Genomic DNA, 23,719 nt, shown 5'->3' with positions numbered 1-23,719 from the left:
GCTGGGATGCCGGGTCCGCCCGGGGCATTCACCGTAAACCTGATGGTTTACGCCGAATGCCCCAGTGGCTCCGGTGACAAGCCTAAAGCGTGAACTCGGAAGAGTTACTCGCCCTTGGCCTTCGCGATGATCTCCTCGGCGACGTTCCTCGGAACCTCGGCGTAGGAGTCGAACTGCATCGAGTAGCTTGCGCGACCCGAGGTCTTGCTGCGGAGGTCGCCGACGTAGCCGAACATCTCCGAGAGGGGCACGAGGCCCTTCACGACGCGGGCGCCGCTGCGCTCCTCCATGGCCTGGATCTGGCCACGGCGGGAGTTGATGTCGCCGATGACTTCACCCATGTAGTCCTCGGGCGTGGTGACCTCGACGGACATCATCGGCTCAAGGAGCACGGGCGAAGCCTTGCGCGCGGCCTCCTTGAAGGCCTGCGAACCGGCGATCTTGAACGCGAGCTCGGAGGAGTCGACCTCGTGGTAGCCACCGTCGAGAAGGATGACGCGGACGCCAGTCATCTCGTAGCCGGCCAGGATGCCGAACTGCATGGCCTCCTGCGCACCCGCGTCCACCGACGGGATGTACTCCCGGGGGATGCGGCCACCGGTGACCTTGTTCACGAACTCGTACGACGCCTCGCCGCCCTCGATGGGCTCGATCGCGATCTGCACCTTGGCGAACTGACCGGTACCACCGGTCTGCTTCTTGTGGGTGTAGTCCACGCGCTCGACGACCTTGCGGATCGTCTCGCGGTAGGCGACCTGCGGCTTGCCGACGTTCGCCTCGACCTTGAACTCGCGACGCATACGGTCGACGAGGACGTCGAGGTGGAGCTCGCCCATACCACCGATGATGGTCTGGCCGGTCTCCTCGTCCGAGTGCACCTGGAAGGAGGGGTCCTCCTCCGCGAGACGCTGGATGGCGACACCCAGCTTCTCCTGGTCACCCTTGGACTTGGGCTCGATGGCGACCTGGATGACCGGTGCCGGGAAGTCCATGGACTCCAGGATGACCGGGGCCTTGTCGTCACACAGCGTCTCACCGGTGGTGGTCTGCTTCAGGCCCATGACGGCGACGATGTCACCGGCGCCCACCGACTCGATCTCCTCACGCTTGTTCGCGTGCATACGGTAGATCTTGCCGATGCGCTCCTTCTTGCCCTTGATGGGGTTCAGCACCGCGGTGCCGGCCTCAAGGCGTCCGGAGTAGATCCGGATGAAGGTGAGCTTGCCCAGGTGCGGGTCGGACGCGATCTTGAACGCCAGCGCCGAGAGGGGCTCCTCGTCGGACGGCTTGCGCTTGACCACGACCTCCGGGTCCTTGACGTCGTGGCCCTCGATGGCCTCGACGTCCAGGGGGGAAGGCAGGTAGCGGACCACGGCGTCGAGCAGGGGCTGGACGCCCTTGTTCTTGAACGCGGTGCCACAGAACACGGGGGTGACGGTGGTGTCGCCGCCCTTGCCGGACGCGATGGTGATACGACGCACCGCGGCGTACAGCTGCTCCTCGGTGGGCTCGACGCCCTCAAGGAAGAGCTCCATGATCTGGTCGTCGTTCTCCGCGACGGTCTCGACCAGCTTGCCGCGCCACTCTTCAGCGGCCTCGGTGTGCGTGGCCGGGATGTCGACGACGTCGTACATCTCGCCCTTGGTCGCTTCCGCGGACCACACGAGGGCCTTCATGCGGACCAGGTCCACAACGCCCTCGAAGTTGGCCTCGGAACCGATCGGCAGCTGCATCACGATCGGGGTCGCGCCGAGGCGGTCCACGATCATGTCCACGCAACGGTGGAACTCGGCGCCGGTACGGTCGAGCTTGTTGACGAAGCAGATGCGCGGGACGCCGTAACGGTCGGCCTGACGCCAGACCGTCTCGGACTGCGGCTCCACACCGGCGACACCGTCGAACACGGTGACCGCACCGTCGAGGACGCGGAGCGAACGCTCCACCTCGACCGTGAAGTCCACGTGGCCCGGGGTGTCGATGATGTTGATGGTGTGGTCGACGTCCTCAAGCGGCCAGTGGCAGGTCGTCGCGGCGGACGTGATGGTGATGCCGCGCTCCTGCTCCTGCTCCATCCAGTCCATCGTGGCAGCGCCGTCGTGGACCTCACCGATCTTGTACGACACACCGGTGTAGAACAGGATCCGCTCGGTGGTGGTCGTCTTGCCCGCGTCGATGTGAGCCATGATCCCGATGTTGCGGACCTTGGCCAGGTCAAGTGAAGTGGTAGCCATATCGGCTCAGTCTTCTCTCGGTCTCGATGTGGGTAGCGACTACCAGCGGTAGTGCGCGAAGGCCTTGTTGGACTCGGCCATCTTGTGGGTGTCCTCACGCTTCTTGACCGCAGCGCCGAGGCCGTTGGAGGCGTCGAGCAGCTCGTTCATGAGGCGTTCGGTCATGGTCTTCTCACGGCGGGCGCGGGAGTAACCCACGATCCAGCGGAGCGAGAGGGTGGCGGCGCGGCCGGGCTTGACCTCGATCGGCACCTGGTACGTGGCGCCACCGACACGGCGGGACTTGACCTCAAGAGACGGCTTGACGTTCTCAAGGGCACGCTTCAGCGTGATGACCGGGTCAGCGCCGGTCTTCTCGCGGAGGCCTTCCATGGCGCCGTAGACGATGCGCTCGGCGGTGGAGCGCTTGCCGTCCAGGAGGATCTTGTTGATCAGCGAGGTGACAAGAGGAGAGCTGTAGACCGGGTCGATGATGACCGGGCGCTTCGGGGCGGGGCCCTTACGAGGCATTCTTACTTCTCCTTCTTGGCGCCGTAGCGGCTGCGGGCCTGCTTGCGGTTCTTGACACCCTGGGTGTCGAGCGAACCGCGGATGATCTTGTAACGAACACCCGGCAGGTCCTTCACACGGCCACCACGCACGAGCACGATCGAGTGCTCCTGCAGGTTGTGTCCCTCACCCGGGATGTAAGCCGTGACCTCGATGCCGGAGGTCAGACGCACACGCGCGACCTTACGGAGCGCCGAGTTCGGCTTCTTCGGGGTGGTCGTGAAGACACGCGTGCAGACGCCACGGCGCTGGGGCGAACCCTCGAGCGCGGGCGTCTTGTTCTTCTCGACCTTGTCCTGCCGGCCCTTCCGGACCAGCTGCTGGATCGTAGGCACTACTTCTCCGGTTTCTGTGTGCCGTAGTAAAACTAACCTGGAACACGTCACCGACCCACGCGGTCGGGTGTGTCGAATACCGCGGACCCCCGCCGCGAAGGCGGGAGAAGCGCGGATTGCGGTGGCCGGTCCAGAAGCTCGCGCTGCGGACGTAGGCACGCAGCGGAGCCCAGGCACACCCCAGGCACAAGGTCTGAGCGTACCTACCGCATCGACTTGGGTCAAAACAAATGCCGTCCACGCCGACACGCCGGGCGCCGCACGATTCCCGGCCGCCCGCCCGTGAGCCGGATTCCCGGCCCTCCGGCGGGCGGCCGGGCGAGGGCCGGCTCCCGGGCGCCAGGACGGCGGTGACGGCCAACCTGGCCGACCGTAGCCGACCCTGGCCGCCGGGTTCCGCGACGGCGGTGACGGCCGTGACGGCCGACCGCGACCGACCGTGACGGGCGCCACGGCGGCGGTGGCGGCTGATGTGGCCGACTCTGGGCGCCGGGTGCCGCGACGGCGGTGACCGCCGACCGCGACTGATCGCGGCCGACAGCCGTGCGCTCAGCTGCTCGCCGAGATGTCGCGCTGCCGGGGCCGTACGCCCTCGGGCCGGGTCCGGCTCACCGCGATGATCATTTCTGCCATCTCGACGAACTGGCGCCGGTGGGAGTCCGGGATACCGAGGAGCGCGGCCGCCTCCGCGGGCGTAACGCGCCCCTGGTCGTCGCGTCCGCCGCCCTGCGCGGCGCCTTCGGGCAGCGGCAGGTCCTCGGCGGTCACCCGGCCCGAAGCGATCAGCATGTCCCGGAGCCCCACTCCGAGGACGCGCGCGAGGGCGCGCATGGTCTCCAGGTCGGGCAGGCTCTGCCGCTGGAGCAGCCGCGTCACTGCGGCCCGGTGCACGCCCGCGTCCTCGGCGAGCCGGGATCTGCCGCCGCCGCGTGGACTGTCGATGTCGTATCCGCGTTCGCGCATCAGGTCCTCGACCCAGCTCGCGAACCGTTCCATGTCAGAGCTCTTCTCACCCACAGCACGCTCCCTCCGCAACAACGCCGACCCTACCGTCCGTTCGCGCGCGCAATGACCAGCATGCTGCGCGTGTCCGCAACTAGCCACCCCGGTAGGCAAAAACCCGGCATTCCCAAGGGAAAGGAGGGCTAACGCCGTGGTGAAGGCGTGGTCATTGGGACGTTTGTTGCGAGCTCGCACGCAATATCGGTAGAGTTGATTGCGCCACCGCAACAAGGGAGACCGCAACCTCCCGTCGGAGATCTCAGCCTTCCCCCCGGGGTCCGCAACCTCCCCGCCGGAGCCCGCAACCTCCCCGCCGGCGATCTCGGCCTCCCCGTCGTCCCGAGAGGGATCCCATGCCCGCACCAGCGCTCGTCAGTCCCTCCCTGTCCCGCGGCGCCCACCCCGCCGCCCGGCGCACCACCGACTGGCGCACCCACGCCGCCTGTATCGGCCTGCCCGACCGCGCCGTCTTCGCCCGCGATCCCGAGGCCGCCCTGCCCGCCCTGCGCGCCTGCGCCATCTGCCCGGTCCGCCGCTCCTGTCTGGAAGCGGTCGAGCCGCGCCGCAGCTGGTTCGACGGAGTCAGCGGCGGACGACTGTGGCGCAACGGCCAGGAAGTCACCCTGCCCACCCGGCCCCGCGCCGTCCGTCTCCAGGAGCAGCAGTCATGAGCCACCGTCCCGACCCCGCCGCCGTCTGGCTGGGGATCCTGCGGCGCCAGTTCCCCGAACTCCACCGGGAACTCGCCCCGTCGCGGGGCGCCCGCCCGCTCGGCGCACCGCGCTCCGGCCGGCCCACCGCCCCCGCCGCGCCGATCCGCCTCTTCGTCTCCGACACCATCCGGGACATCACCGACGGGGTGGTCGAGCTGGAGGAGGCGGTGTGCGAGAAGCTGCGCCTGCCGCGTCCGCCGCGCGGCACCGTCCTGGAGCGGCTGCGCCGGCTGGTCGGTCTGCTCGACCGGATCGCCGCGCGGCCGGTCCTCGCCGAGCATGTACGGGGCGAGGCGCGCCGGATGGCGCGGCGCTGCTCCATGGCCCTGGGCGACGCCGAGGCCCCGGTCCGCGTCAGTGGCCGCTGCCCGCACTGCGACTCCGTCTCCTTGCGGGTCTTCCCGCACCACGAGGCCGTACTGTGCGTCAATCCCGGCTGCCGCTGCGCGGCCCCTGAGTGCGGCTGCCGTACGGACGAGGCGCACCGGCACTCCTGGGTCCGCGCCGAGTGGGAAGGGCTCGCGCGGGCGGCCGACGGCGACCTGGCGGAACTGACGTCGGCCCAGGACGCCGAAGCGGCTCCGGGGCGGACGGCCGAGGCCAGGGACGGGGTCGAGACCAGGGACGGGGTCGAGCCTCGCCCGGACGCGGTCCCCGCCGCGACCTCCACCGCGACCGACCCGACTTCCTGCGGCACCGGCGCGGCTAGTGGCGTGGCTCCCGCTGCGACTTCCGGCGGCACCGGCCCCGCTGCCGGCCCGGCCCTCGCCGCGACTTCCGGCGGCACCGGCCCCGCTACTGGCGCGGCCCGCGCCGCGAGTTCCGGCGGCACCGGCCCCGCTGCCGGCCCGGCTCCTGGCCCGGCTGTCGGCGCCGCGCCCCTTGCGGCCGGCTCCGCTGTCGGTGTCGCGGGAGGTGTCCGATGACCACGGTCGGCACGATGCGTTCGGCCGCCGGGCGCGCGCCGGGTGCCGCGGCGCTCATCACCACGGCGATGGCGGCCGACGAGGTCGCGGTGGCGCCCGACACCATCCGCAAGTGGGTCCAGCTCGGGCACATCGCTCCGGCCGGCCGGCGCGGGCGCTCCCACCTCTTCCATCTGGCGGACGTCTTCGCCGCGGAACGCGCGACCCGCAGGGCGCACGAGCTCAGGACCTGACAGCCGTACCGCTTCCCGGACGCACCCCGGACGCCGCCCGGACGCCCCCGGGACACCGCGTCCCCCGGACAAGACCCTACGGAAACGAGTGCCCCGCAACCGGTGTGGTTGCGGGGCACTCCTGCGTTCACCTGAGGGACGGCGCCCCACCGGGACCGGATCCCGCTCCCCCAGCGAGATGGGGTCCTGCCCCCGGCCGGACGGTCAACGCACCCTGGGCCGTGGGCCGTTGCGGCCGACCGGGCCCCGCACGTCCCAGGCGGGCACCTGGTAGACCTGCGCGTCGGCCGACGCGTCGTCGTCGAGGGTGGCCACGGCCTCCTGCCATCCGGCGACGAAGCCGCTCAGCTCGGCGTCCCCTATGACCCGCTCCGCCACCTTGCCGACGACCGCGGTGAGCGCCCGGGCGACCTCGGGAGTGAACGACCCGGCGGTGGCCGTGTCGGCGGCCACCTCAACGGTGGCGATCACGACGTCCGAGACGCGCTCGCTGTGCTCGCTCACCGCGTGATTCCTCCGCACCCCACGACCTGCTCGCTCATGCCACCCCCAGGTGCTCTTCGCCGGCTCATCGGCCCTTCCGTGCCACTCACCGGCATCTGTCACGAGATGCCCCGGAGTGGGCGTCAACCACAAACCTAACCCGTGGAACTGACACAGTGTTCCCTGTCTGGGCGCCTCCTCCCCCCTCCCGCCCGGGCGAGGGCGGCCGGGGGCGAGCCCGGAAGCCTGCCGGCAGCGGCGGCCGGGCCCCCGGCGATAGCCCCGGTCAGGGCCCTGGCCGGCCCCGGTCAGGACGTCGGCGAGCCCCGGCGAGGAGCCCGGCCGGCCCCGTGGCGCGTACCCGGGGACCGTCCCGCGAAGGCCTCTAATTGCGCACGAGAAACCTGAAGTTGCGCGCTCGCGCGATCTCGTTCACAATAAGTGCAGCGGCGGAGCTGTGCCCCTCGACCGGGCATCGGCGTCCGCCGTTTCGCGTGGGGCGACCCGGTACGCACGGCCGGACGGCAGCCCATGACTTCCGCCTTCCGCACTGCTCGCGCGGCCCTCTCCCACCGGCCGCCCCACGCGATCCGGTCGTCCGCCGGACGGCCGGGCCCTCAAGCCCCGACCACCGAAAGGAGGCTCAATTGAACGAGGCCCTGCTCGCGTTCCCGGATGTGGAACGCCTGATCGTCGACCACCTCAAGTACCTGCCGGAACTGTCCGGGGTGGCCATCGACAACCGGCCGCCCGCCGTCTTCGACGGTACGCAACAGGCGGTGCTGGTCTCCCGGACCGGCGGCGCCTGGGTCGACGACCTCCACCTCGACCAGCCTCTCGTCGAGTTGGAGGTGTACGGCCCGACCAAGACGGAGGCGCACACCCTGTCGCTCTCGGTCCGCGCCGCGCTCCTCCAGCTCCGCGGCACCACCTACGGCACCGCGGTCGTCACCGACGTCGTCGAGACCGAGGCCGTGCGCTGGCTGCCGGACTACAACCGGCCGGCCGGCAACCGCTACCGCACCACGGTGCGCCTCTCGCTCCGCCCGTCCTGACCCGCCCCCGCACCGAAGGGCCCCGCCGATCCGGCGGGGCCCTTCGTACATCCCGCACCACCCACCAAGGAGAACCAGCATGTCCGGAATGAACCCGAGCGAGATCCGTGTGGCCGGCACCGGCCGTATCTACCTCGCCAAGCCCGGTACCGACGCGCCTGCCGACACCACCGCCGAATGGGGCCCGGCCTGGCACGAGCTGGGTTACACCAGCACCGACGGCGTGAAGTTCGGCCGCAAGGGCAAGACCGCCAACATCGACACCTGGCAGTCGCTGACCCCGGCCCGCACGATCTACACCGAGCGCGAGCTCACCCTGAAGTTCGGCATGCTCCAGCTCAACGAGGACACCCTGCCGTTCTTCTTCGGCGGCGGCGCGGTCCAGGAAATCGCCCCGAACCTGGACCTCTACAAGTACGAGATCCAGAGCGACCAGGGCGAGGACGAGCGCGCGCTCGGCGTCGAGTTCACCGACGGCACCGAGGTGCACTACCGCTTCGTGGTCCCGCGCGGCCTGGTGACCGTCTCCGACGACGTCGACCTCAACCGCAAGGGCGCCGTGAAGCTGGGCGTCACCTTCACCGCGATGGCCTCGAAGCCGGACGCGCCGCTGGCGACGTGGCTGATGAAGGACAAGGCGTTCGGCACGAAGTAGCCCTTCAGGGCGCCGAGTTGGGCTCGCGCCTCCTTCGGGGCGAGCCCCCTTCCCGCCACATCGGGGCGGGCGCCGGTGCTCACGCGCCGGCCCCGCGCCGTCTCCGTACCACCTGAATCGGCGCCGCCCCTGGCCTCCCCTCCCCGGGGCGGCGCCACCCCCGCTTCCCTCGACTGCTTAGGAGCAGCACCATGTCCGGATTCGACGTCAACGCGGCCCGCGCCCAGCGCCTGGAGGCGCACGGGACCGCGTGGTCCTTCCAGTTGGACGGCGACACCTTCGAACTCCCCACCGAGATCGGCCACCGCACGGCCCGCGCCCTGCGCGACCTCGACGACAGCGACGTCGACGGGCTGCTCGGACTGCTGCTCGGCGAGGCGCAGTTCAAGAAGTTCCTGGAGCACGACATCACGATGCAGGACATCGCCGCGATCCTGGCGGCGTACGGCCAGGAGACCGGGCTCGGCCTGGGGGAAGACTGAGCCTCGACGCGTTCGTCGAAGAACACGCCGAGGCTCTGGAAGCCGATTTGCTGCGCCACTACGCCGTTGACCTCTTGGACTGGCACCGCGGCACCCTGACGTCCCGCCGCCTGGCCATCCTGGTCAAGCACCTGCCACGCGACAGCGCGGTCAACCGCGACCTGCACGGCGAGGCGGTGGAGTGGGACTCCTCCACGCACCTCCTCGCGGCCGCGGTGGACCACCTGGCGGTGGCGAACTGGATGACGGCGACGATCAATTCCGGCGAGGACGCGGACCCGCTGGACTATCCGGAGGCCGTGCCGCGGCCGGCCTCTGCGGGAGCCGCATCGACGGACGACCCGGATGGCGCGGCGGTCCCGGATTCGCCTGCGGAATTCCCCACACCGGGGCAGCTGTCCCAGTTCTTCGCCTGAGCCACCTCTATACGCTCACACCAAAACCGCGGCCAGGAGGAAGGCGATTCCGAGGGCCAGAAAAAGTACGATGGCTCTTCCATGGGTGAAACGCGGATAGACCCGCCCGGGGTAAACCACGTCCGCGCTCTTGGGGTCGTAGGTAATCTCAAGCACATCGTCCACTTTGTGGCGCGGCTCCCTGCCGCCAAGCAATCGGACATCCCTCTCCTCACCTCGCACCGATTTTCTGCGCAAGAGGTAGGAAAATTTGTCGCGCGACAGCCTCGTCACGAATATGCATCGGGCAGTGACGGTTACGCTCCGCCGATAAGAACGCGTATTAGAGATGGCAAGGGACGCGGCGAGAATTAACCATGCGAGCGCAGAAACAAGAAGCACCAACCGCCCGATAATCATCGTTTCAGGCAGGGCAAGAGTTGTCACGGCACGCCAGCTTTCCTGAAGGTTCGGAATAGTTTCCGCATTCTAGATCCCTGCGTGACGCCCCGTCAATTCATCGAGTCCCGACGAAAGGACTTCTCCCACCTGCCACGGAAGGGAGCATCCGGATGGCGACACTTGAAGAGAGGCTGAAGGACGCCGAAGCGGCTCTTGCCTCCAAGGCCGACAAGGCCGATCTGGAAAAGAAGGCCGACAAAGTCGGCCCGAACACCGGGTACAAGCAGGACAAGCTGCCGAAGTTGAACCCGTTCGACAGTGACTTCTGGGAGTCCAAGGAGTGGAAGGCGATCGGTCTTGAGGTTTTCGAGATCATCGTAGTCACAAAGGCGCTCACTCTCGCCAAAGTCATGCTTCCGTCGTTCTTCGATTCCAGCAAGCTGTTCGACACCCTCCTCGAAAAAAAGCTCAATATAAAGCGCAACGAGTGGGGCTTTCTATGGAAGGCCGGCGTCGACAAGACCGCCAAGGCGATTGAGGAACTCCAGCGCAAATCCGTCGCCACCAACAAGCGGGTGGACCGCCTCGACCGTCTCGCTGCCGACCAGAACCGCCTCCGCAGGGGGGCACGCGGTGAGGAGCGACGCCTCACCGGACAGCGCCGGGGAAGCTCTGCAGCAGATACCCAGGCTTCGAGAATCCGGGACCTGGAAGCGCGCGTCAACAGCTTGGTCAGAGTGCTGGGCTGAAACTGTTCACACAACGCAAAGTGGGTTGCTAGAGAATGTCTCTCGTACAATCCCTCACCAGAGCCTCCGGCTCTCTCAAAGGGTTCAAAACAGGAATCGACGGCGCCGGCCGCTCCGCCGGCACGCTCGGTAAGCAGGCCGGGACGGCCAACACCAACGTCGGGCGGATCAAGGGGGCCGCGCAGCAGTCCGCCAAGGAGCTCAAGGGGATGAAGACCGCCGCCGACCAGGCGGCGAAGTCGGTCGGGAAGGCCGGTAAGGAGGCCGGGACCGGCGGGGTCTCCATGGGCAAGTTGCAGGGTGGGCTCAAGAAGGCCGACGGCGGGTTCAAGGGGCTCAACAAGGCCATGAAGGGCAACGTCATCGGGATGTTGCTCGAACTCTTCGCCCCGCTCATCGAGAAGGTCGTCGCCATGGCGTCCAAGTCGAAGGCGATGCAGAAGATCATGAAGGTCGCCTTCGACGTCATCGGCAAGGTCGTCGACACCGTCATGAAGGCCATCGGGCCGCTCATGAAGAGCACCGGGAAGATCATTTCCCAGGTGTGGAACGGCATCAAGGGCGCGATCCTGCCCGTCGCCCTGTGGCTCGTCAGCTTCATTCCCGGCGCGTTCGACACCGTCAAGAACGCCCTGTCCAGCGCCTGGGGCGGGCTCTCCCGCTTCGCGGGCGGGGTGTTCGACGGCATCCTGTCGGCGGTGAAGTCCCCGCTCAACCTGGTCATCGGGCTCATCAACTCCGCCATCGGCGCGCTCAACGGCATCAGCGTCTCGATCCCCAGCTGGGTCCCCCTGGTCGGCGGCAAGACCTTCGGGGTGAACATCCCGCGCATCCCGATGCTGGCGGAGGGCGGCATCGTCGCGCCCCGCAGCGGCGGCGTCCCCGCGATCGTCGCGGAGGCGGGCGAATCGGAGGCGGTCATGCCGCTGTCCAGGCTGGACCGGCTGCTGAGCCGTACCGCGACCCAGGGGCGCATCCCGCTCGGCGGGTCGCGCGGCTACGGCGACGGGTTCCACATCGAGAACTACTACGCCACCCGGTCCACCGACCCCCAGGACACCGCCCGCGCCCTGCTGTTCCTCGCCAAGGCCCGCGGATGACCCCGCTCTCCATCCGCCGGCAGATACCCCCTGAGGGGAGGTCACCCCATGGCGACAGTACGTACCGGCGCCGACCCGCTCGCCAACTCCAGCGGCGCCTTCCGTAGCTTCGGCGCCGCGGCCGCGCAGGCCGCACGGTCCGTCGGGACCGCCCGTACGGGCGTCACCGACGCCACCCGGGCCGTCGACCGGATCAGGGCCTCCACCGCCCAGGCCGGCAAGGACATCAAGCAGTTCGCGACCGGCGCCGACACCGCAGGGCGCGCGGTGGCAGCGCTCGGCCGCCAGGCGCCCGGCGCCGGCACCAAGATCCTGAAGGCGTCGTCCGGCACTCAGCGGGCCTCCCGCGAGCTGAAGAACCTCAAGCTCGGCTCCGACGGCGTCGCCAAGGCCATCGGCCTCGCGGGCAAGGGGTCCGGCACCCTCGGCAAGGTCACCACGCTCTTCGGCGGCAATCTGAAGATCGCGGGCGGCGTCATGACCGCCGTCAACCTGGTCATGAAGGCCAACCCGTGGGTCCTGGTCGCCACCCTGCTCGCGCCGTTCGCCGAGCAGCTGATCGACCTCGCGCTGAACTCGCAGCTCGGGCAGCAGCTCATGGACACGGTCTTCTCCACCGTCGGCAGCCTGATCGAGACCGCCCTGACCTATGTCGCTCCCGTCATCACCGGGTACCTCAGCGTCGTCCTCGGTTTCTGGAAGGGCTTCGCACAGGTGCTGGCGCATCCCATCGACTGGATCACCAAGTCCCTTCCCAGCGGCTTCCGTTCGGTCAACTCCGCGATGGAGAGGGCCCTGCACGGCATGGGCGGCTTTTTGGAGAGCGGCTTCCAGATGGTCGTCGGCGTCGTCAAGGGCCCGCTCAACGGGTTGATCGCCTTCGCCAACTGGGTCATCGACGGCCTCAACAGCCTCAGCTTCTCGGTCTTCGGCAAGCACTTCGGCGTGGATCTCGACAGGATCCCGATGCTTGCCGCGGGCGGTGTGGTGGCGCCCCGCTCGGGCGGGGTGCCGGTGCTGCTCGCCGAGGCGGGTGAGGCCGAGGTCGTCCTGCCGCTGTCCACGCTCGACGCGCTCCTTGCCCGCACCGCCGAGGCCGCGCGGCCCGGTCTTCGCACCCCCCGCATCGAGCACTACCACGAGCCCGAGGGCCGCGGCCCGTACGGCATCGCCGAGGAACTGCTCTTCCTGGCGCACACCACGTAACCCAGAAGGTGAGGGCCAACCACCCATGCCCCCAGCACAGTTGACCAATACGACCGAACCTCCCGGCTCACTGATCACCCGCGACGGGCAGATCCAGTGGGCCGGACTTCTTTTCGGGCCCGGCACGGACTACGAGATCGCCGACGGCGGCCTCACCGGCTGGGCCGACCTGCCCGGCCTCGACAGCGGCGACGTGCTGCGGCCCGATCAGCACGGCGCCTGGCCGGGGGCCCAGTGGGCCCAGGCCCGCATCATCACGGCTCCCATCTGGCTGCTGCCCGACCAGCGCGACCAGGCGGCCGCCGTGGCGCGGCGCTTCCGCGCGGCGACCTCGGTGCACGTCGGCGAGCAGTGGCTCGCGGTGCGGCTGCACGGCGAGACGCTGGCCTGCCTCGCCCGGGTCAGCCAGCGCGCCATCCCGCACGACCGGATGTACGTCACCCGGGGCGCGGCGAAGGCGACCGTGCAGTGGGTCTGCGCCGACCCGCGCAGGTTCGCGCTCGCCGTGCAGTCCGTCCACACCGGTCTCCCCTCCCCCGAGACGGGTCTGACGTGGGAGCGTCCGCCCGCGCAGAAGCCCGACCCGAACCAGCCGCCGCCCACCCCGGACCACGAGACCCGTCCCGGCGGCGGCCCGGTGCCGGGCCCGAGCCCGCTCGCCACCGCGGCCGGCCCGGCACCCACCGGCCCGGCACCCACCGATCCCGCGCCCGCCGCACCCGGCCTCACCTGGCCGCTCGGCTGGGGCACCGCACGTTCCACCGGGCTCGTCACCGCCTTCAACGGGGGCGACGCCTCCGCCAACCCGGTCATCGAGTTCCGCGGCCCGGTCAGCGGACCGTCCCTGACCCGGCTCAGCGACGGGCTGCGCCTGGAGTACGACATCGTGCTGGCCGCGTCCGACGTGCTCACCGTCGACACCGGCGCCGGCACCGTCCTGCTCAACGGCACCACCTCGCGCATCCACACCGCATCGGTCTGGTCGACGCCGGAACAGCTCTTCCAGCTGGAGCCCGGCCAGAACACGCTCAGCTTCCGGTGCGCCTCCGGGACCGGCGCCCCCGCGGCGGACCAGCCGCAGCCCTCGGCGACGGTCACCTGGCGCGACGCGAACTGGTAGGCCGCGCCCGCCGCACCCCACCACCCGTACACCCCCTTGGAGATCGCATGAACATCGGCAGTGCCTGGCTGCTCAACAGCACCGACGGCAACGGCGGACAGACCCGGCTCGACACCCGGCTCGCCCCGATCGGCACCATGGCCCCCGACGGGCCGCTCGCCACCCACGGTGGCGTCATCCCCGGCTCTCCCGAGGGCCAGTTCCTCATGGCAGGGCTGTACGTCTACGGCGACAAGGCGGGCATGAGCGCGCTCGTGGCGCCGGGCCGGGCCGTCGTCCAGGGGGGCGCCGGCGCGGGCGCCTACCCCGTCTACATAGCGGAGTACACGAGCCTGACCTTCCTCGACGGCGACCCGGGGCTGCCCCGCGTCGACCTCGTGGTGGTGCGGGTGTACGACGACCCGAAGGACAACGGCGGCACGACCGCCGCCGTCCTTGAGGTCATCCAGGGCGAGTACGCCGCCTCGCCGGTCGCCCCCCAGGTGCCGCCCGCGGCGCTCGCGCTGGCCGAGGTGAGGGTGCCGGCCGGTACCTCGTCGGGCAGCGGCGGCATCGACTGGGCCACCGCCGTCAAGGACCTGCGCCGGCCCACCGCGGCGGTCGGCGGCATCATCCCGGCGGGCGGCGCCGCCTACCGCGGCTCCTACCCGGGCCAGTACCGCGACAACGGCGGCAGCCTGGAGCGCTGGAGCGGCACGGAGTGGCGTCCCTACCCCGAGCCGCGTGCGGTCTGGCAGGACTACACCCCCGCCTGGGGCCAGGCCACCGCCGGCGCTCCCGTGCCCAAGCTCGGCAACGGCTCGCTGTGGGGCCGGTACATCAAGGACGGCCCCATGGTGCACTTCCAGGCCGCGCTGAACATCGGCTCCACCACCGACTGGGGCGGCCCCAACAAGAACGGCAACTGGTACCTCAGCCTGCCGGTCCGCCCGGCGGGCCCGCACGGACTGACCGTCAACTTCCGCGCCCGCACCGGCGGCGACCCCGGCGGCTACTTCTACGGCGGCGCCGAGACCAGCACCGTCTACCACCCCAACGGTGTGGCGCGGAACTGGTCGACCATCCAGGCCAACGGCAAGCCCACCGGAGTGTGGGTCGACGCCGACGACCCGATGACGCCGGTGGCCGGCAGCTGGTACGAGGTGTGGGGCACCTACGAGGTCGCACCGTGAACCCGGTGACCCCGACGGGCACGGTCACCTACCGCGCCCTGTTCTGCGATCTGCGCACCGACCGGGTCATCGACACGCTGCCGCTCACCGAGGTCGAGTTCGACGACTTCATCGGCAAGCCCGGCCAGCTGCGCGCCACCGTGCCGCTGCCCGATGCGGCGCTGGCACGCCGGGCCCGCGAGGCGCTGCGGCCGGGCCGCACCGCGGTCTGGCTGGAGCGCGGCTCCGACATCTGGTGGGGCGGCATCCTGTGGACGTGCACGCCGGCCGGCGACGAGCGCGGCCGGCTCGACGTGGAGATCCAGGCCGGCACCTTCGACTCCTACCTCGACCACCGCATCCTCTCCACGGACCTGTCCTTCCCGGCCGGCACCGACCAGTTCGACATGGTCCGCGCCCTGGTGCGGCACGTACAGGAACAGCCCGGCGGTGACATCGGCATCACCATGGACGACCGCGCCTCGGGGGTGACCGGCAGCGCCTCGTACACCCGGACCGACCTGGCCCGGGTCCGGGAGCTGATCGACGCGCTGGGCGCCCTTCAGGACGGCTTCGAGTGGCGCGTCCAGTGCTACCGCGACTCCGCGACGGGCGCCCGGGTCAAGAAGCTCCAGCTGGGCCACCCCACGATCCGTACCGGTGCGGTACCCATCGTGCTCGACCGGCCCGGGCCCGTCATCACCTACAGCCTGCCGACCGATTCGACCGTGCAGGCCAATGTGTGGCTGGCCCGCGGCGAGACGGCCAACAACAACAACGCCGCGGCGTCGCTGCCCGAGATGTCGGACGCCGCGGTCGCCGCCGACGACCTGGACGCGGGCTGGCCCCGCCTCGAAGGGTCGTCGGACCACAGCGGCATCTCGGACCGGGCGGTGCTCAACAGCCTGGCCCGGGCCGAACTCTCCCGCGCCCGGCGCCCGCAGATCATCCCCGAGGTGACCATCCGGGTGGACGGCCGCATCTCCCCCGCCCTCATCGGCGCGTCGGTGCTGCTGCGCATCCGCGACGGCTGGCACCCCGACGGCACCGACCCGCGCTACCGGGTGGTCGGCCTGACCGTGACACCGCCGGGCCGCGGCAGCGGCGAGACCGCCAAGCTCTATCTGGAACTGGAGGACGCCTAGATGGCCGCGATCCCCACCGACCTCCTCGACCGCATCCGCGCCCTGGAACGCCAGGTACGCGCCCTGATGGGCAGCGCCAACACCCGGCCCGCCATGGACCGGATCAGCGGCGGCAACGTCGTCATCAGCGACGGCGGGCAGCTGGCCGTCCGCAACCGCGACGAGCAGAAGGGCGCCGAGCTCCTGTACATCGGGCAGGTCTCGCCGTCCCGGCCGGGCGGCGAGGAACAGCAGGGCTTCTTCGTGCGGCGCGACGACGGCTCCAAGGCGCTCACCGTGCACGCCGACGCGCCCGACCTCCAGCCCAACCAGTCGGTGAAGGTCTTCGACCGCAAGGGCAACGCCCTGTTCGGCGACGACACCGGCGGCGAGGGCCTGGCCCGCCCCTACATCCCCTATCCGCTGCCCACGCCCGAGGACACGGGCCACTGGGAGTCGACCGCCGCCACCGAGTGGACCACCCTCTACAACGGCAACGCGATCGTCCAGCACCCCCAGCTGTACTGCCTGGTCGCAGCGACCCAGGGCGGCGAGGTCCGGCTGCTCGTCAACGGTGTCCAGGTGGGCCCGAGCAGCGCCGGAACGCTGGAGTTCACCGCCCCCGTCACAGTCGCCTACGACAGCCCGGTGACCTTCCTGGTGCAGGCCAGGGCCACCGCCGCCGGCGCCACCGTGCGCTGCTCGCCCCGCGCGCTGTACGGCGTCAAGTCCTGATCCCCAGCTCTAGGAGCCATCCCGTGTTGCCCACCACCATTCCCACGGTGACCGTCACCGCCCGCTATCTCACCCCGGCGGGCGTCGCCCTGAACGGCACCGTCACCTTCAGCGCTCCCACCCTGCTCACCCACACCGGCAGCGACGTCATCCTGGGCGGCCCGATCGTCGCCCCGCTGGACGCCGACGGCCGCATCAACGCGGTGCTGCCGGCCACCGATGCCCCGGGCATGAACCCGGTGACCTGGCAGTACACCGTCACCGAGCAGCTTTCCGGGCTGCCCGCCAACCGCACGTACAACATCGTCCTGCCGGCCGCGCGGCCCACGGTCGACCTGGCCGACCTCGCGCCCGCCGACCCGAAGGCACCGGAGTACGTCGCGGTGCCCGGGCCTCCCGGGGCGCCCGGCGCGCAGGGCCCGGCCGGTCCCGCGGGCGCCCCCGGCGTCGTACGGAGCGTGAACGGCAGGAACACCGCCGACATCGTCCTGTCACCCGCCGACGTGCAGGCGGTCCCCGCGGCGTCGGTCGGCGCCCCGAACGGGGTGGCCGCGCTGGACGCGGCCGGGCGGGTCCCCGCGGCGCAGCTGCCGCCGGGCGCCGTCGACCCGGTGTCGTCGGTGAACGGCAAGAAGGGCGTGGTCGTGCTGAGTGCGGCCGACGTCAGCGCGCTCGACCAGGCGGCCGCCGACCTGCGCTACGTACGTCCCGAGGGCCTTCCGGTGCTGTCCGTCAACGACCGCACCGGCAAGGTGGTCCTGGACGCCGCCTCGCTCGGGGCGGCCCCGCTGAACGCGGCGGTCCTGGTGACCGGCGCGCAGAGCATCGACGGGGCGAAGACCTTCACGGCCGTCCCCGCGTCGGGCGCCGCACCCACCGCCGCGGCCCATCTGACGCGCAAGGACTACGTGGACGCCGTCGCCACCCCCGGCAGCTGGGCCCCCGCCGACGTGGGCTTCAAGGCATGGGGCTTCGATCCCGCGACGACGTCCGGCACCCGCTCGCAGTACTGCGGCGCCGGCTCGGTCTATCTGATGGGCATCCGCCTCACGACGCCCGCCACCCTCAACAACGTGGTCTTCTACTGCACCGGATACGTCGGCGGCACCCTCAGCGAGGCGACCTACGCCGGCCTGTACGACGCCAACGGCACCCGGGTCGGGCTGACCGGGTCACTCAAGGACGTGATCAAGGACAGTGCCACCGCGGTGTGCCCGCTGACCAAGGCGTATGACGCGCCGGCCGGCAACTACTGGGTCGCCCTGTTGATCAACGGCCCCACCGAGCCGACCAAGGGCCCCGCGTTCGCCATGGCCGCGGGAGCCGGCGACCGGCCGGCCGGCGCCGCCCGGATGCCCAACGCTTTCGCCCGCTACGGCCGGCTGCCCGCCACGGGCCAGGCCGCCCTGCCGACGAGCTTCGCACCCAAGACCGTCGTCAACGACACCAACGCCCTGTGGGCGGCCGTCGCCTGACCGGCGCCGCTCCCCCTCCTCTCCCCTGTTCTCCTCTCCTCTGTTCTCCCCTGTGACGGCCCCCCGCGCTCCGGCGCGGGGGGCCGTCGCGCTTCACACCCCCACCGAAGGGACCACCCACCATGTCAACTCCCCTGACCGCGGACGCCTTTGTCGCCGCCCTGCGCGCCGAAGGCGTCAATGTCGTCGAGGTCGACGGCTGGCGCGAGCACAACCGCAACCAGAAGGGCGCCTGGGGCCCGGTGAACGGCGTCATCGTCCACCACACGGTGAGCAGCGGCACCGACGCCTCGGTGCGGCTGTGCTACGACGGCTACGCCGAGCTCCCCGGCCCGCTCTGCCACGGCGTGATCGCCAAGGACGGCACCGTCCACCTGGTGGGCAACGGCCGCGCCAACCACGCGGGCGGCGGCGACCCCGCCGTCCTGAACGCCGTCATCTCCGAGGACTACGGCGACCGGCCCCCGGCCACCCATGAGCACGAGGGCAGTGCCGGCGCGGTCGACGGCAACGCCCACTTCTACGGCTTCGAGTGCATCAACCTCGGCGACGGCGCCGACCCCTGGCCCGACGCCCAGCTGGACGCCATCGAGCGGGTCGCCACCGCGCTGTGCCGGGTGCACGGCTGGTCCGCGAAGAGTGTCATCGGCCACCTGGAGTGGTCGGACTGGAAGAACGACCCGCGCGGTTTCACCATGCCCTCGATGCGCTCGCGCGTCGCCGCCCGGCTCGCGTCCGGCCCCACCGTCTACCGGCCCGCGAGCGTCCACGACGCGATGGGTTCGCGCGGCTACCAGCCGTTCCCCGGCGCCGGCTTCTTCGCCGAGGGCACCGACTCCGCGGTGATCACCGCGATGGGCCGACGGCTCGTCGCCGAGGGCTGCTCCGCGTACTCCGAGGGCCCGGGCCCGCGCTGGACCGGCGCCGACCGCGACTCCTACGCCCGCTGGCAGCGCAAGCTCGGCTTCCAGGGCGCGGACGCCGACGGCGTGCCGGGCCGCACCTCCTGGGAGGCGCTGAAGGTCCCCTACACCGGCTGACCCGCACCGCCGCCCGAGCCCGCAGCTCCCCCTCCCCGCCCCCTCCCAGGAAAAGAGAACCCTCATGTCCGAAGCCGCCAAGCGCACCCTGCGCACCGTCGTACAGACCGCCGTCGCCCTGGCCGTCGCGCTGCCCGCACTCGTGGACGCGTCCGGTCTGCCCGCCGACCTGCCCTGGATCGCCGGAGCGCTGGCCGTGGCCGGCGGCCTGGCCCGTGTCATGGCCCTGCCCCGCGTCCAGGCCCTGCTGCCGGGATGGCTGAGCACCGAGGGCGATGACACGGGTGCCGCCGATGGCCGAGTCTGATCAGAACGACCCGGTCGCGGTCGCGGTGGAGCTTGAGCGCCTGCGCGGCACCCTGGAGGCCGGTTTCGCCCGGGTCGACGGGGCGCTGGCCCTGCTCGTCCAGCGCAGTGACCAGACCGACCGCCAGCTCGCCGACCACGAGGCACGGCTTGACGCTTTGGAGCGTTCCCGCTGGCCGGTGGCGAGCATCGCCGCGCTCACCGCAGTGACGGGCACCGCCGTGGCCCTGTGGCAGGTGGCGGCCCACTGAAAACCCGAAGGGCGCCCACCCCGCGCGAAGCGGAGTGGGCGCCCTTCAGTACGTCAGACGTACGCCTTACTGGTTGTACGGACCGTAGTCGTAGTCCTCCAGCGGAACGGCCTGGCCGGAGCCGGTGCCGAACGGCGAGTAGTCGATGTCGTCGTAGCCGACGGCCGAGTACATCGCGGCCTTGGCCTCTTCGGTGGGCTCGACCCGGATGTTGCGGTAGCGGGACAGACCCGTACCGGCCGGGATGAGCTTACCGATGATGACGTTCTCCTTGAGGCCGATGAGGCTGTCGGACTTGGCGTTGATCGCCGCATCCGTCAGGACTCGGGTCGTCTCCTGGAAGGAGGCGGCCGACAGCCAGGATTCCGTCGCCAGCGAGGCCTTGGTGATACCCATCAGCTGCGGACGGCCGGAGGCCGGGTGGCCGCCTTCCGTGACCACACGACGGTTCTCGGTCTCGAACTTCGAGCGCTCGACGAGCTCGCCCGGCAGCAGCTCCGCGTCGCCGGACTCGATGATCGTCACGCGGCGCAGCATCTGCCGGATGATGATCTCGATGTGCTTGTCGTGGATCGACACGCCCTGGCTGTTGTAGACCTTCTGGACTTCGCCGACCAGGTGCACCTGGACCGCACGCTGACCGAGGATCCGCAGCACGTCGTGCGGGTTGGTGGCACCGACGGTGAGCTTCTGGCCCACCTCGACCGCGTCGCCCTCGCCGACCAGGAGACGGGCACGCTTGGAGATCGGGAACGCCGTCTCCTCGCTGCCGTCGTCCGGGGTGACGACGAGCTTCTTGGTCTTCTCGGTCTCCTCGATGCGGACGCGGCCCCTGGCCTCCGAGATCGGCGCGACACCCTTGGGCGTACGGGCCTCGAAGAGCTCGACGACACGCGGCAGACCCTGCGTGATGTCGTCACCGGCCACACCACCGGTGTGGAAGGTACGCATCGTCAGCTGGGTACCGGGCTCACCGATGGACTGGGCGGCGATGATGCCGACCGCCTCACCGATGTCGACCAGCTTGCCGGTGGCGAGCGAGCGTCCGTAGCAGAAGGCACAGGTGCCGACCGCGGACTCACAGGTCAGGACCGAGCGGGTCTTGACCTCCTCGACACCCGCACCCACGAGGGCGTCGATGAGCACGTCACCGAGGTCCACGTTGGCCGGCGCGATGACCTTGCCGTCGACGACGACGTCCTCGGCGAGCATGCGGGCGTAGACGGAGGTCTCGACGTCCTCGGTCTTGCGCAGCACGCCGTCGGCGCCCCGCTCCGCGATCTTGAGCTTGAGGCCGCGGTCGGTGCCGCAGTCCTCCTCGCGGATGATGACGTCCTGCGAGACGTCCACCAGACGACGGGTCAGGTAACCCGAGTCGGCGGTACGCAGGGCGGTGTCCGCCAGACCCTTACGGGCACCGTGCGTGGAGATGAAGTACTCCAGAACGGTCAGGCCCTCGCGGAAGGACGCCTTGATCGGACGCGGGATGGTCTCGTTCTTCGCGTTCGACACCAGACCACGCATACCGGCGATCTGACGCATCTGCATCATGTTTCCTCGGGCACCCGAGTCAACCATCATGAAGATGGGGTTCGTCTTGGGGAAGTTCGCGTTCATCGCCTCGGCAACCTCGTTGGTCGCCTTGGTCCAGATCGCGATGAGCTCCTGCGTGCGCTCGTCCTTGGTGATCAGGCCGCGCTCGTACTGCTTCTGCACCTTCTCGTCCTGGGCCTCGTAGCCCTGGACGATGGCCTTCTTGGCCTCCGGGACGACGATGTCCGAGACGGCGACGGTGACGCCGGAACGGGTCGCCCAGAAGAAGCCTGCCGCCTTCAGGTTGTCGAGCGTCGCCGCCACGATGACCTTGGGGTAGCGCTCGGCGAGGTCGTTGACGATCTCGGAGAGCTGCTTCTTGCCGACCGAGTAGTCGACGAACGGGTAGTCCTCGGGCAGCAGCTCGTTGAAGAGCGCGCGGCCGAGGGAGGTCCGCAGACGGAACGAGTCGCCCTGCTGCCAGGTCGTCTCGCCGTCCTCGTCGAGCGGCGGGGTCCAGCCACGCGGCGGGACGGTGCCGATCGGGAAGCGGATGTCGATCTTCGCCTGGAGCGAGAGCTCCCGGGCGTCGAACGCCATGATCGCCTCGGCGGTCGAGTTGAAGGCGCGGCCGGCGCCCTTCACCTCGCGCTCCTCCTCGTCCGTGGTGAGGAAGAAGAGGCCGAGCACCATGTCCTGGGTCGGCATGGTGACGGGGCGACCGTCGGCCGGCTTCAGGATGTTGTTCGAGGACAGCATCAGGATGCGGGCCTCGGCCTGCGCCTCCGCGGAGAGCGGCAGGTGGACGGCCATCTGGTCACCGTCGAAGTCCGCGTTGAACGCGGTGCAGACGAGCGGGTGGATCTGGATGGCCTTGCCCTCGACCAGCTGGGGCTCGAAGGCCTGGATGCCGAGGCGGTGCAGCGTGGGCGCACGGTTCAGCAGAACCGGGTGCTCGGCGATGACCTCTTCGAGGACGTCGTACACGACCGTGCGGCCGCGCTCGACCATCCGCTTGGCGCTCTTGATGTTCTGCGCGTGGTTCAGGTCGACCAGGCGCTTCATCACGAACGGCTTGAAGAGCTCAAGCGCCATGGCCTTCGGCAGACCGCACTGGTGCAGCTTGAGCTGCGGGCCGACGACGATGACGGAACGCGCGGAGTAGTCCACACGCTTGCCGAGCAGGTTCTGACGGAAGCGGCCCTGCTTGCCCTTGAGCATGTCGGACAGCGACTTCAGCGGACGGTTGCCGGGGCCCGTGACCGGGCGACCACGACGGCCGTTGTCGAAGAGCGCGTCGACGGCCTCCTGAAGCATGCGCTTCTCGTTGTTCACGATGATCTCGGGGGCGCCGAGGTCAAGGAGTCGCTTCAGGCGGTTGTTGCGGTTGATCACGCGGCGGTACAGGTCGTTCAGGTCGGAGGTCGCGAAGCGGCCACCGTCCAGCTGCACCATCGGACGCAGGTCCGGCGGGATGACCGGCACGCAGTCCAGCACCATGCCCTTGGGGCTGTTGCTGGTCTGAAGGAACGCGGAGACGACCTTGAGGCGCTTGAGCGCACGGGTCTTCTTCTGGCCCTTGCCGGTGCGGATGATCTCGCGGAGGCGCTCGGCCTCCTCGTCGAGGTCGAAGGTCTCCAGGCGCTTCTGCAGCGCAGCGGCACCCATCGAGCCGTCGAAGTACGTGCCGAAACGGTCACGCAGCTCGCGGTAGAGCAGCTCGTCGCCCTCAAGGTCCTGGACCTTGAGGTTCTTGAAGCGGCTCCACACCTCGTCGAGACGGTCGATCTCGCGCTGCGAACGGTCGCGCAGCTGCTTCATCTCACGCTCGGCACCCTCGCGCACCTTGCGGCGCACGTCGGCCTTGGCACCCTCGGCCTCAAGCTCGGCCAGGTCGCTCTCGAGCTTCTTGGCGCGGGCTTCGAGGTCGGAGTCGCGGCGGTTCTCGATCTGCTGACGCTCGACGGAGACATGCGCCTCCAGCGACGGCAGGTCGCGCGTACGGCGCTCCTCGTCCACGAACGTGATCATGTACGCGGCGAAGTAGATGACCTTTTCGAGGTCCTTCGGCGCGAGGTCGAGCAGGTAGCCAAGACGCGACGGGACGCCCTTGAAGTACCAGATGTGGGTCACGGGAGCGGCAAGCTCGATGTGGCCCATCCGCTCGCGGCGCACCTTGGCACGCGTGACCTCTACGCCACAGCGCTCACAGATGATGCCCTTGAAGCGGACGCGCTTGTACTTGCCGCAGTAGCACTCCCAGTCCCGGGTCGGACCGAAGATCTTCTCGCAGAAGAGTCCGTCCTTTTCGGGCTTGAGGGTGCGGTAGTTGATGGTCTCCGGCTTCTTGACCTCACCGTGGGACCACTGACGAATGTCGTCAGCAGTGGCGAGGCCGATCCGCAGCTCGTCGAAGAAGTTGACGTCGAGCACTTGTCGTCAATCCCTCTTTCGGGGTCGATTCTTCA

The 23,719-nt window shown here is 69.9% G+C and carries 25 protein-coding genes; 18 read left to right on the top strand and 7 right to left on the bottom strand.

Features of this window, described 5'->3' with window-relative positions; all coding sequences use genetic code 11:
* Window positions 1-104 precede the first annotated feature (104 nt).
* From fusA to ACGFW5_RS25425, 4 genes are all read right to left on the bottom strand, one after another.
* The gene (fusA, locus tag ACGFW5_RS25440) at window positions 105-2,231 is read right to left on the bottom strand and encodes an elongation factor G (protein WP_100578110.1); all 2,127 of its coding nucleotides are present in this window, start codon (window positions 2,229-2,231) and stop codon (window positions 105-107) included.
* A gap of 39 nt (window positions 2,232-2,270) precedes the next feature.
* Complete coding sequence (gene rpsG / locus ACGFW5_RS25435; RefSeq protein ID WP_014154599.1) at window positions 2,271-2,741, bottom strand: 30S ribosomal protein S7; 471 nt, start codon at window positions 2,739-2,741, stop codon at window positions 2,271-2,273.
* Between the two features lie 2 nt (window positions 2,742-2,743).
* The gene (rpsL, locus tag ACGFW5_RS25430; protein ID WP_003948652.1) at window positions 2,744-3,115 is read right to left on the bottom strand and encodes a 30S ribosomal protein S12; all 372 of its coding nucleotides are present in this window, start codon (window positions 3,113-3,115) and stop codon (window positions 2,744-2,746) included.
* Between the two features lie 549 nt (window positions 3,116-3,664).
* Window positions 3,665-4,111: a helix-turn-helix domain-containing protein gene (locus ACGFW5_RS25425; RefSeq protein ID WP_393836627.1), complete on the bottom strand. Its 447-nt coding sequence runs from the start codon at window positions 4,109-4,111 to the stop codon at window positions 3,665-3,667.
* 359 nt (window positions 4,112-4,470) lie between these two features.
* Between ACGFW5_RS25425 and ACGFW5_RS25420 the strand changes: the two genes are divergently transcribed.
* From ACGFW5_RS25420 to ACGFW5_RS25410, 3 genes are read left to right on the top strand one after another with little or no spacing between them, the layout of a single operon-like run.
* Window positions 4,471-4,788, top strand: a complete 318-nt coding sequence (locus tag ACGFW5_RS25420) for a WhiB family transcriptional regulator (RefSeq protein ID WP_393836605.1) — start codon at window positions 4,471-4,473, stop codon at window positions 4,786-4,788.
* Window positions 4,785-5,756 (top strand): hypothetical protein, encoded by a 972-nt coding sequence (locus ACGFW5_RS25415; protein WP_393836604.1) that lies wholly within the window; start codon window positions 4,785-4,787, stop codon window positions 5,754-5,756. The genes ACGFW5_RS25420 and ACGFW5_RS25415 overlap by 4 nt, the downstream gene beginning before the upstream one ends.
* Entirely contained in the window at window positions 5,753-5,989 is a 237-nt protein-coding gene (locus ACGFW5_RS25410; RefSeq protein ID WP_393836603.1) for a hypothetical protein, read from the top strand. Before ACGFW5_RS25415 ends, ACGFW5_RS25410 begins: the two co-directional genes overlap by 4 nt.
* Window positions 5,990-6,193: 204 nt before the next feature.
* Here the strand turns inward: ACGFW5_RS25410 and ACGFW5_RS25405 are convergent, their stop codons facing one another.
* The gene (locus ACGFW5_RS25405) at window positions 6,194-6,493 is read right to left on the bottom strand and encodes a hypothetical protein (RefSeq protein ID WP_393836602.1); all 300 of its coding nucleotides are present in this window, start codon (window positions 6,491-6,493) and stop codon (window positions 6,194-6,196) included.
* Window positions 6,494-7,119: 626 nt separating this feature from the next.
* Here ACGFW5_RS25405 and ACGFW5_RS25400 point away from each other — a divergent pair.
* The 4 genes from ACGFW5_RS25400 (at window position 7,120) to ACGFW5_RS25385 (ending at window position 9,080) form a co-directional block, all read left to right on the top strand.
* Window positions 7,120-7,527 (top strand): hypothetical protein, encoded by a 408-nt coding sequence (locus ACGFW5_RS25400; protein WP_393836601.1) that lies wholly within the window; start codon window positions 7,120-7,122, stop codon window positions 7,525-7,527.
* A 79-nt stretch (window positions 7,528-7,606) separates the two neighbouring features.
* Complete coding sequence (locus ACGFW5_RS25395; protein WP_393836600.1) at window positions 7,607-8,182, top strand: phage tail protein; 576 nt, start codon at window positions 7,607-7,609, stop codon at window positions 8,180-8,182.
* 191 nt (window positions 8,183-8,373) lie between these two features.
* Complete coding sequence (locus tag ACGFW5_RS25390; RefSeq protein ID WP_393836599.1) at window positions 8,374-8,664, top strand: hypothetical protein; 291 nt, start codon at window positions 8,374-8,376, stop codon at window positions 8,662-8,664.
* Window positions 8,665-8,738: 74 nt separating this feature from the next.
* Window positions 8,739-9,080 (top strand): hypothetical protein, encoded by a 342-nt coding sequence (locus tag ACGFW5_RS25385; protein ID WP_393836598.1) that lies wholly within the window; start codon window positions 8,739-8,741, stop codon window positions 9,078-9,080.
* Between the two features lie 15 nt (window positions 9,081-9,095).
* Here the strand turns inward: ACGFW5_RS25385 and ACGFW5_RS25380 are convergent, their stop codons facing one another.
* On the bottom strand, window positions 9,096-9,506 hold the full coding sequence (locus tag ACGFW5_RS25380; protein WP_393836597.1) for a hypothetical protein: 411 nt from the start codon (window positions 9,504-9,506) through the stop codon (window positions 9,096-9,098).
* Window positions 9,507-9,631: 125 nt separating this feature from the next.
* On the opposite strand from ACGFW5_RS25380, the gene ACGFW5_RS25375 reads away from it, so the two are divergent.
* The 11 genes from ACGFW5_RS25375 to ACGFW5_RS25325 all read left to right on the top strand — a co-directional run bounded on the left by ACGFW5_RS25375 (window position 9,632) and on the right by ACGFW5_RS25325 (window position 19,718).
* Complete coding sequence (locus ACGFW5_RS25375; protein WP_393836596.1) at window positions 9,632-10,210, top strand: hypothetical protein; 579 nt, start codon at window positions 9,632-9,634, stop codon at window positions 10,208-10,210.
* Between the two features lie 35 nt (window positions 10,211-10,245).
* Entirely contained in the window at window positions 10,246-11,310 is a 1,065-nt protein-coding gene (locus ACGFW5_RS25370; protein WP_393836595.1) for a phage tail protein, read from the top strand.
* 48 nt (window positions 11,311-11,358) lie between these two features.
* Window positions 11,359-12,516 (top strand): hypothetical protein, encoded by a 1,158-nt coding sequence (locus tag ACGFW5_RS25365; protein WP_393836594.1) that lies wholly within the window; start codon window positions 11,359-11,361, stop codon window positions 12,514-12,516.
* 25 nt (window positions 12,517-12,541) lie between these two features.
* Window positions 12,542-13,636 (top strand): phage distal tail protein, encoded by a 1,095-nt coding sequence (locus tag ACGFW5_RS25360; protein ID WP_393836593.1) that lies wholly within the window; start codon window positions 12,542-12,544, stop codon window positions 13,634-13,636.
* Window positions 13,637-13,683: 47 nt separating this feature from the next.
* Window positions 13,684-14,808 carry a hypothetical protein gene (locus ACGFW5_RS25355; protein WP_393836592.1) on the top strand — a complete coding sequence of 375 codons (1,125 nt, stop codon included), beginning with the start codon at window positions 13,684-13,686 and terminating at the stop codon, window positions 14,806-14,808.
* Entirely contained in the window at window positions 14,805-15,932 is a 1,128-nt protein-coding gene (locus ACGFW5_RS25350) for a hypothetical protein (protein ID WP_393836591.1), read from the top strand. Before ACGFW5_RS25355 ends, ACGFW5_RS25350 begins: the two co-directional genes overlap by 4 nt.
* Complete coding sequence (locus tag ACGFW5_RS25345; protein WP_393836590.1) at window positions 15,933-16,646, top strand: hypothetical protein; 714 nt, start codon at window positions 15,933-15,935, stop codon at window positions 16,644-16,646. It begins immediately after the preceding gene.
* 23 nt (window positions 16,647-16,669) lie between these two features.
* Entirely contained in the window at window positions 16,670-18,121 is a 1,452-nt protein-coding gene (locus ACGFW5_RS25340; protein WP_393836589.1) for a phage tail protein, read from the top strand.
* Between the two features lie 122 nt (window positions 18,122-18,243).
* The gene (locus ACGFW5_RS25335) at window positions 18,244-19,161 is read left to right on the top strand and encodes a peptidoglycan-binding protein (RefSeq protein WP_393836588.1); all 918 of its coding nucleotides are present in this window, start codon (window positions 18,244-18,246) and stop codon (window positions 19,159-19,161) included.
* 64 nt (window positions 19,162-19,225) lie between these two features.
* Window positions 19,226-19,468 carry a hypothetical protein gene (locus ACGFW5_RS25330; protein ID WP_393836587.1) on the top strand — a complete coding sequence of 81 codons (243 nt, stop codon included), beginning with the start codon at window positions 19,226-19,228 and terminating at the stop codon, window positions 19,466-19,468.
* On the top strand, window positions 19,455-19,718 hold the full coding sequence (locus ACGFW5_RS25325; RefSeq protein ID WP_393836586.1) for a hypothetical protein: 264 nt from the start codon (window positions 19,455-19,457) through the stop codon (window positions 19,716-19,718). Before ACGFW5_RS25330 ends, ACGFW5_RS25325 begins: the two co-directional genes overlap by 14 nt.
* 66 nt (window positions 19,719-19,784) lie before the next feature.
* Here ACGFW5_RS25325 and ACGFW5_RS25320 read toward each other — a convergent pair whose 3' ends face one another.
* A complete protein-coding gene (locus ACGFW5_RS25320) occupies window positions 19,785-23,684 on the bottom strand; it encodes a DNA-directed RNA polymerase subunit beta' (RefSeq protein ID WP_393836585.1) in 3,900 nt (1,299 codons plus the stop codon).
* Window positions 23,685-23,719: the final 35 nt, after the last annotated feature.

This window comes from Streptomyces sp. NPDC048416, from assembly GCF_043200435.1.
Classification (GTDB): Bacteria; Actinomycetota; Actinomycetes; order Streptomycetales; family Streptomycetaceae; genus Streptomyces.
Note: the sequence above shows the minus strand (reverse complement) of the source record. Positions and strands in the feature narration are given on the sequence as shown.

What these genes read in the sequence shown, in the direction of transcription:
- ACGFW5_RS25375 (WP_393836596.1), top strand. Translation starts at nt 9,632, where the DNA reads ATGGCGACACTTGAAGAGAGGCTGAAGGACGCCGAAGCGGCTCTTGCC.
- rpsG (WP_014154599.1), bottom strand. Translation starts at nt 2,741, where the DNA reads ATGCCTCGTAAGGGCCCCGCCCCGAAGCGCCCGGTCATCATCGACCCG.
- ACGFW5_RS25390 (WP_393836599.1), top strand. Translation starts at nt 8,374, where the DNA reads ATGTCCGGATTCGACGTCAACGCGGCCCGCGCCCAGCGCCTGGAGGCG.
- ACGFW5_RS25345 (WP_393836590.1), top strand. Translation starts at nt 15,933, where the DNA reads ATGGCCGCGATCCCCACCGACCTCCTCGACCGCATCCGCGCCCTGGAA.
- ACGFW5_RS25415 (WP_393836604.1), top strand. Translation starts at nt 4,785, where the DNA reads ATGAGCCACCGTCCCGACCCCGCCGCCGTCTGGCTGGGGATCCTGCGG.
- ACGFW5_RS25355 (WP_393836592.1), top strand. Translation starts at nt 13,684, where the DNA reads ATGAACATCGGCAGTGCCTGGCTGCTCAACAGCACCGACGGCAACGGC.
- fusA (WP_100578110.1), bottom strand. Translation starts at nt 2,231, where the DNA reads ATGGCTACCACTTCACTTGACCTGGCCAAGGTCCGCAACATCGGGATC.
- ACGFW5_RS25370 (WP_393836595.1), top strand. Translation starts at nt 10,246, where the DNA reads ATGTCTCTCGTACAATCCCTCACCAGAGCCTCCGGCTCTCTCAAAGGG.
- ACGFW5_RS25335 (WP_393836588.1), top strand. Translation starts at nt 18,244, where the DNA reads ATGTCAACTCCCCTGACCGCGGACGCCTTTGTCGCCGCCCTGCGCGCC.
- ACGFW5_RS25325 (WP_393836586.1), top strand. Translation starts at nt 19,455, where the DNA reads ATGGCCGAGTCTGATCAGAACGACCCGGTCGCGGTCGCGGTGGAGCTT.
- ACGFW5_RS25395 (WP_393836600.1), top strand. Translation starts at nt 7,607, where the DNA reads ATGTCCGGAATGAACCCGAGCGAGATCCGTGTGGCCGGCACCGGCCGT.
- ACGFW5_RS25420 (WP_393836605.1), top strand. Translation starts at nt 4,471, where the DNA reads ATGCCCGCACCAGCGCTCGTCAGTCCCTCCCTGTCCCGCGGCGCCCAC.
- ACGFW5_RS25410 (WP_393836603.1), top strand. Translation starts at nt 5,753, where the DNA reads ATGACCACGGTCGGCACGATGCGTTCGGCCGCCGGGCGCGCGCCGGGT.
- ACGFW5_RS25330 (WP_393836587.1), top strand. Translation starts at nt 19,226, where the DNA reads ATGTCCGAAGCCGCCAAGCGCACCCTGCGCACCGTCGTACAGACCGCC.
- ACGFW5_RS25360 (WP_393836593.1), top strand. Translation starts at nt 12,542, where the DNA reads ATGCCCCCAGCACAGTTGACCAATACGACCGAACCTCCCGGCTCACTG.
- ACGFW5_RS25425 (WP_393836627.1), bottom strand. Translation starts at nt 4,111, where the DNA reads ATGGAACGGTTCGCGAGCTGGGTCGAGGACCTGATGCGCGAACGCGGA.
- ACGFW5_RS25365 (WP_393836594.1), top strand. Translation starts at nt 11,359, where the DNA reads ATGGCGACAGTACGTACCGGCGCCGACCCGCTCGCCAACTCCAGCGGC.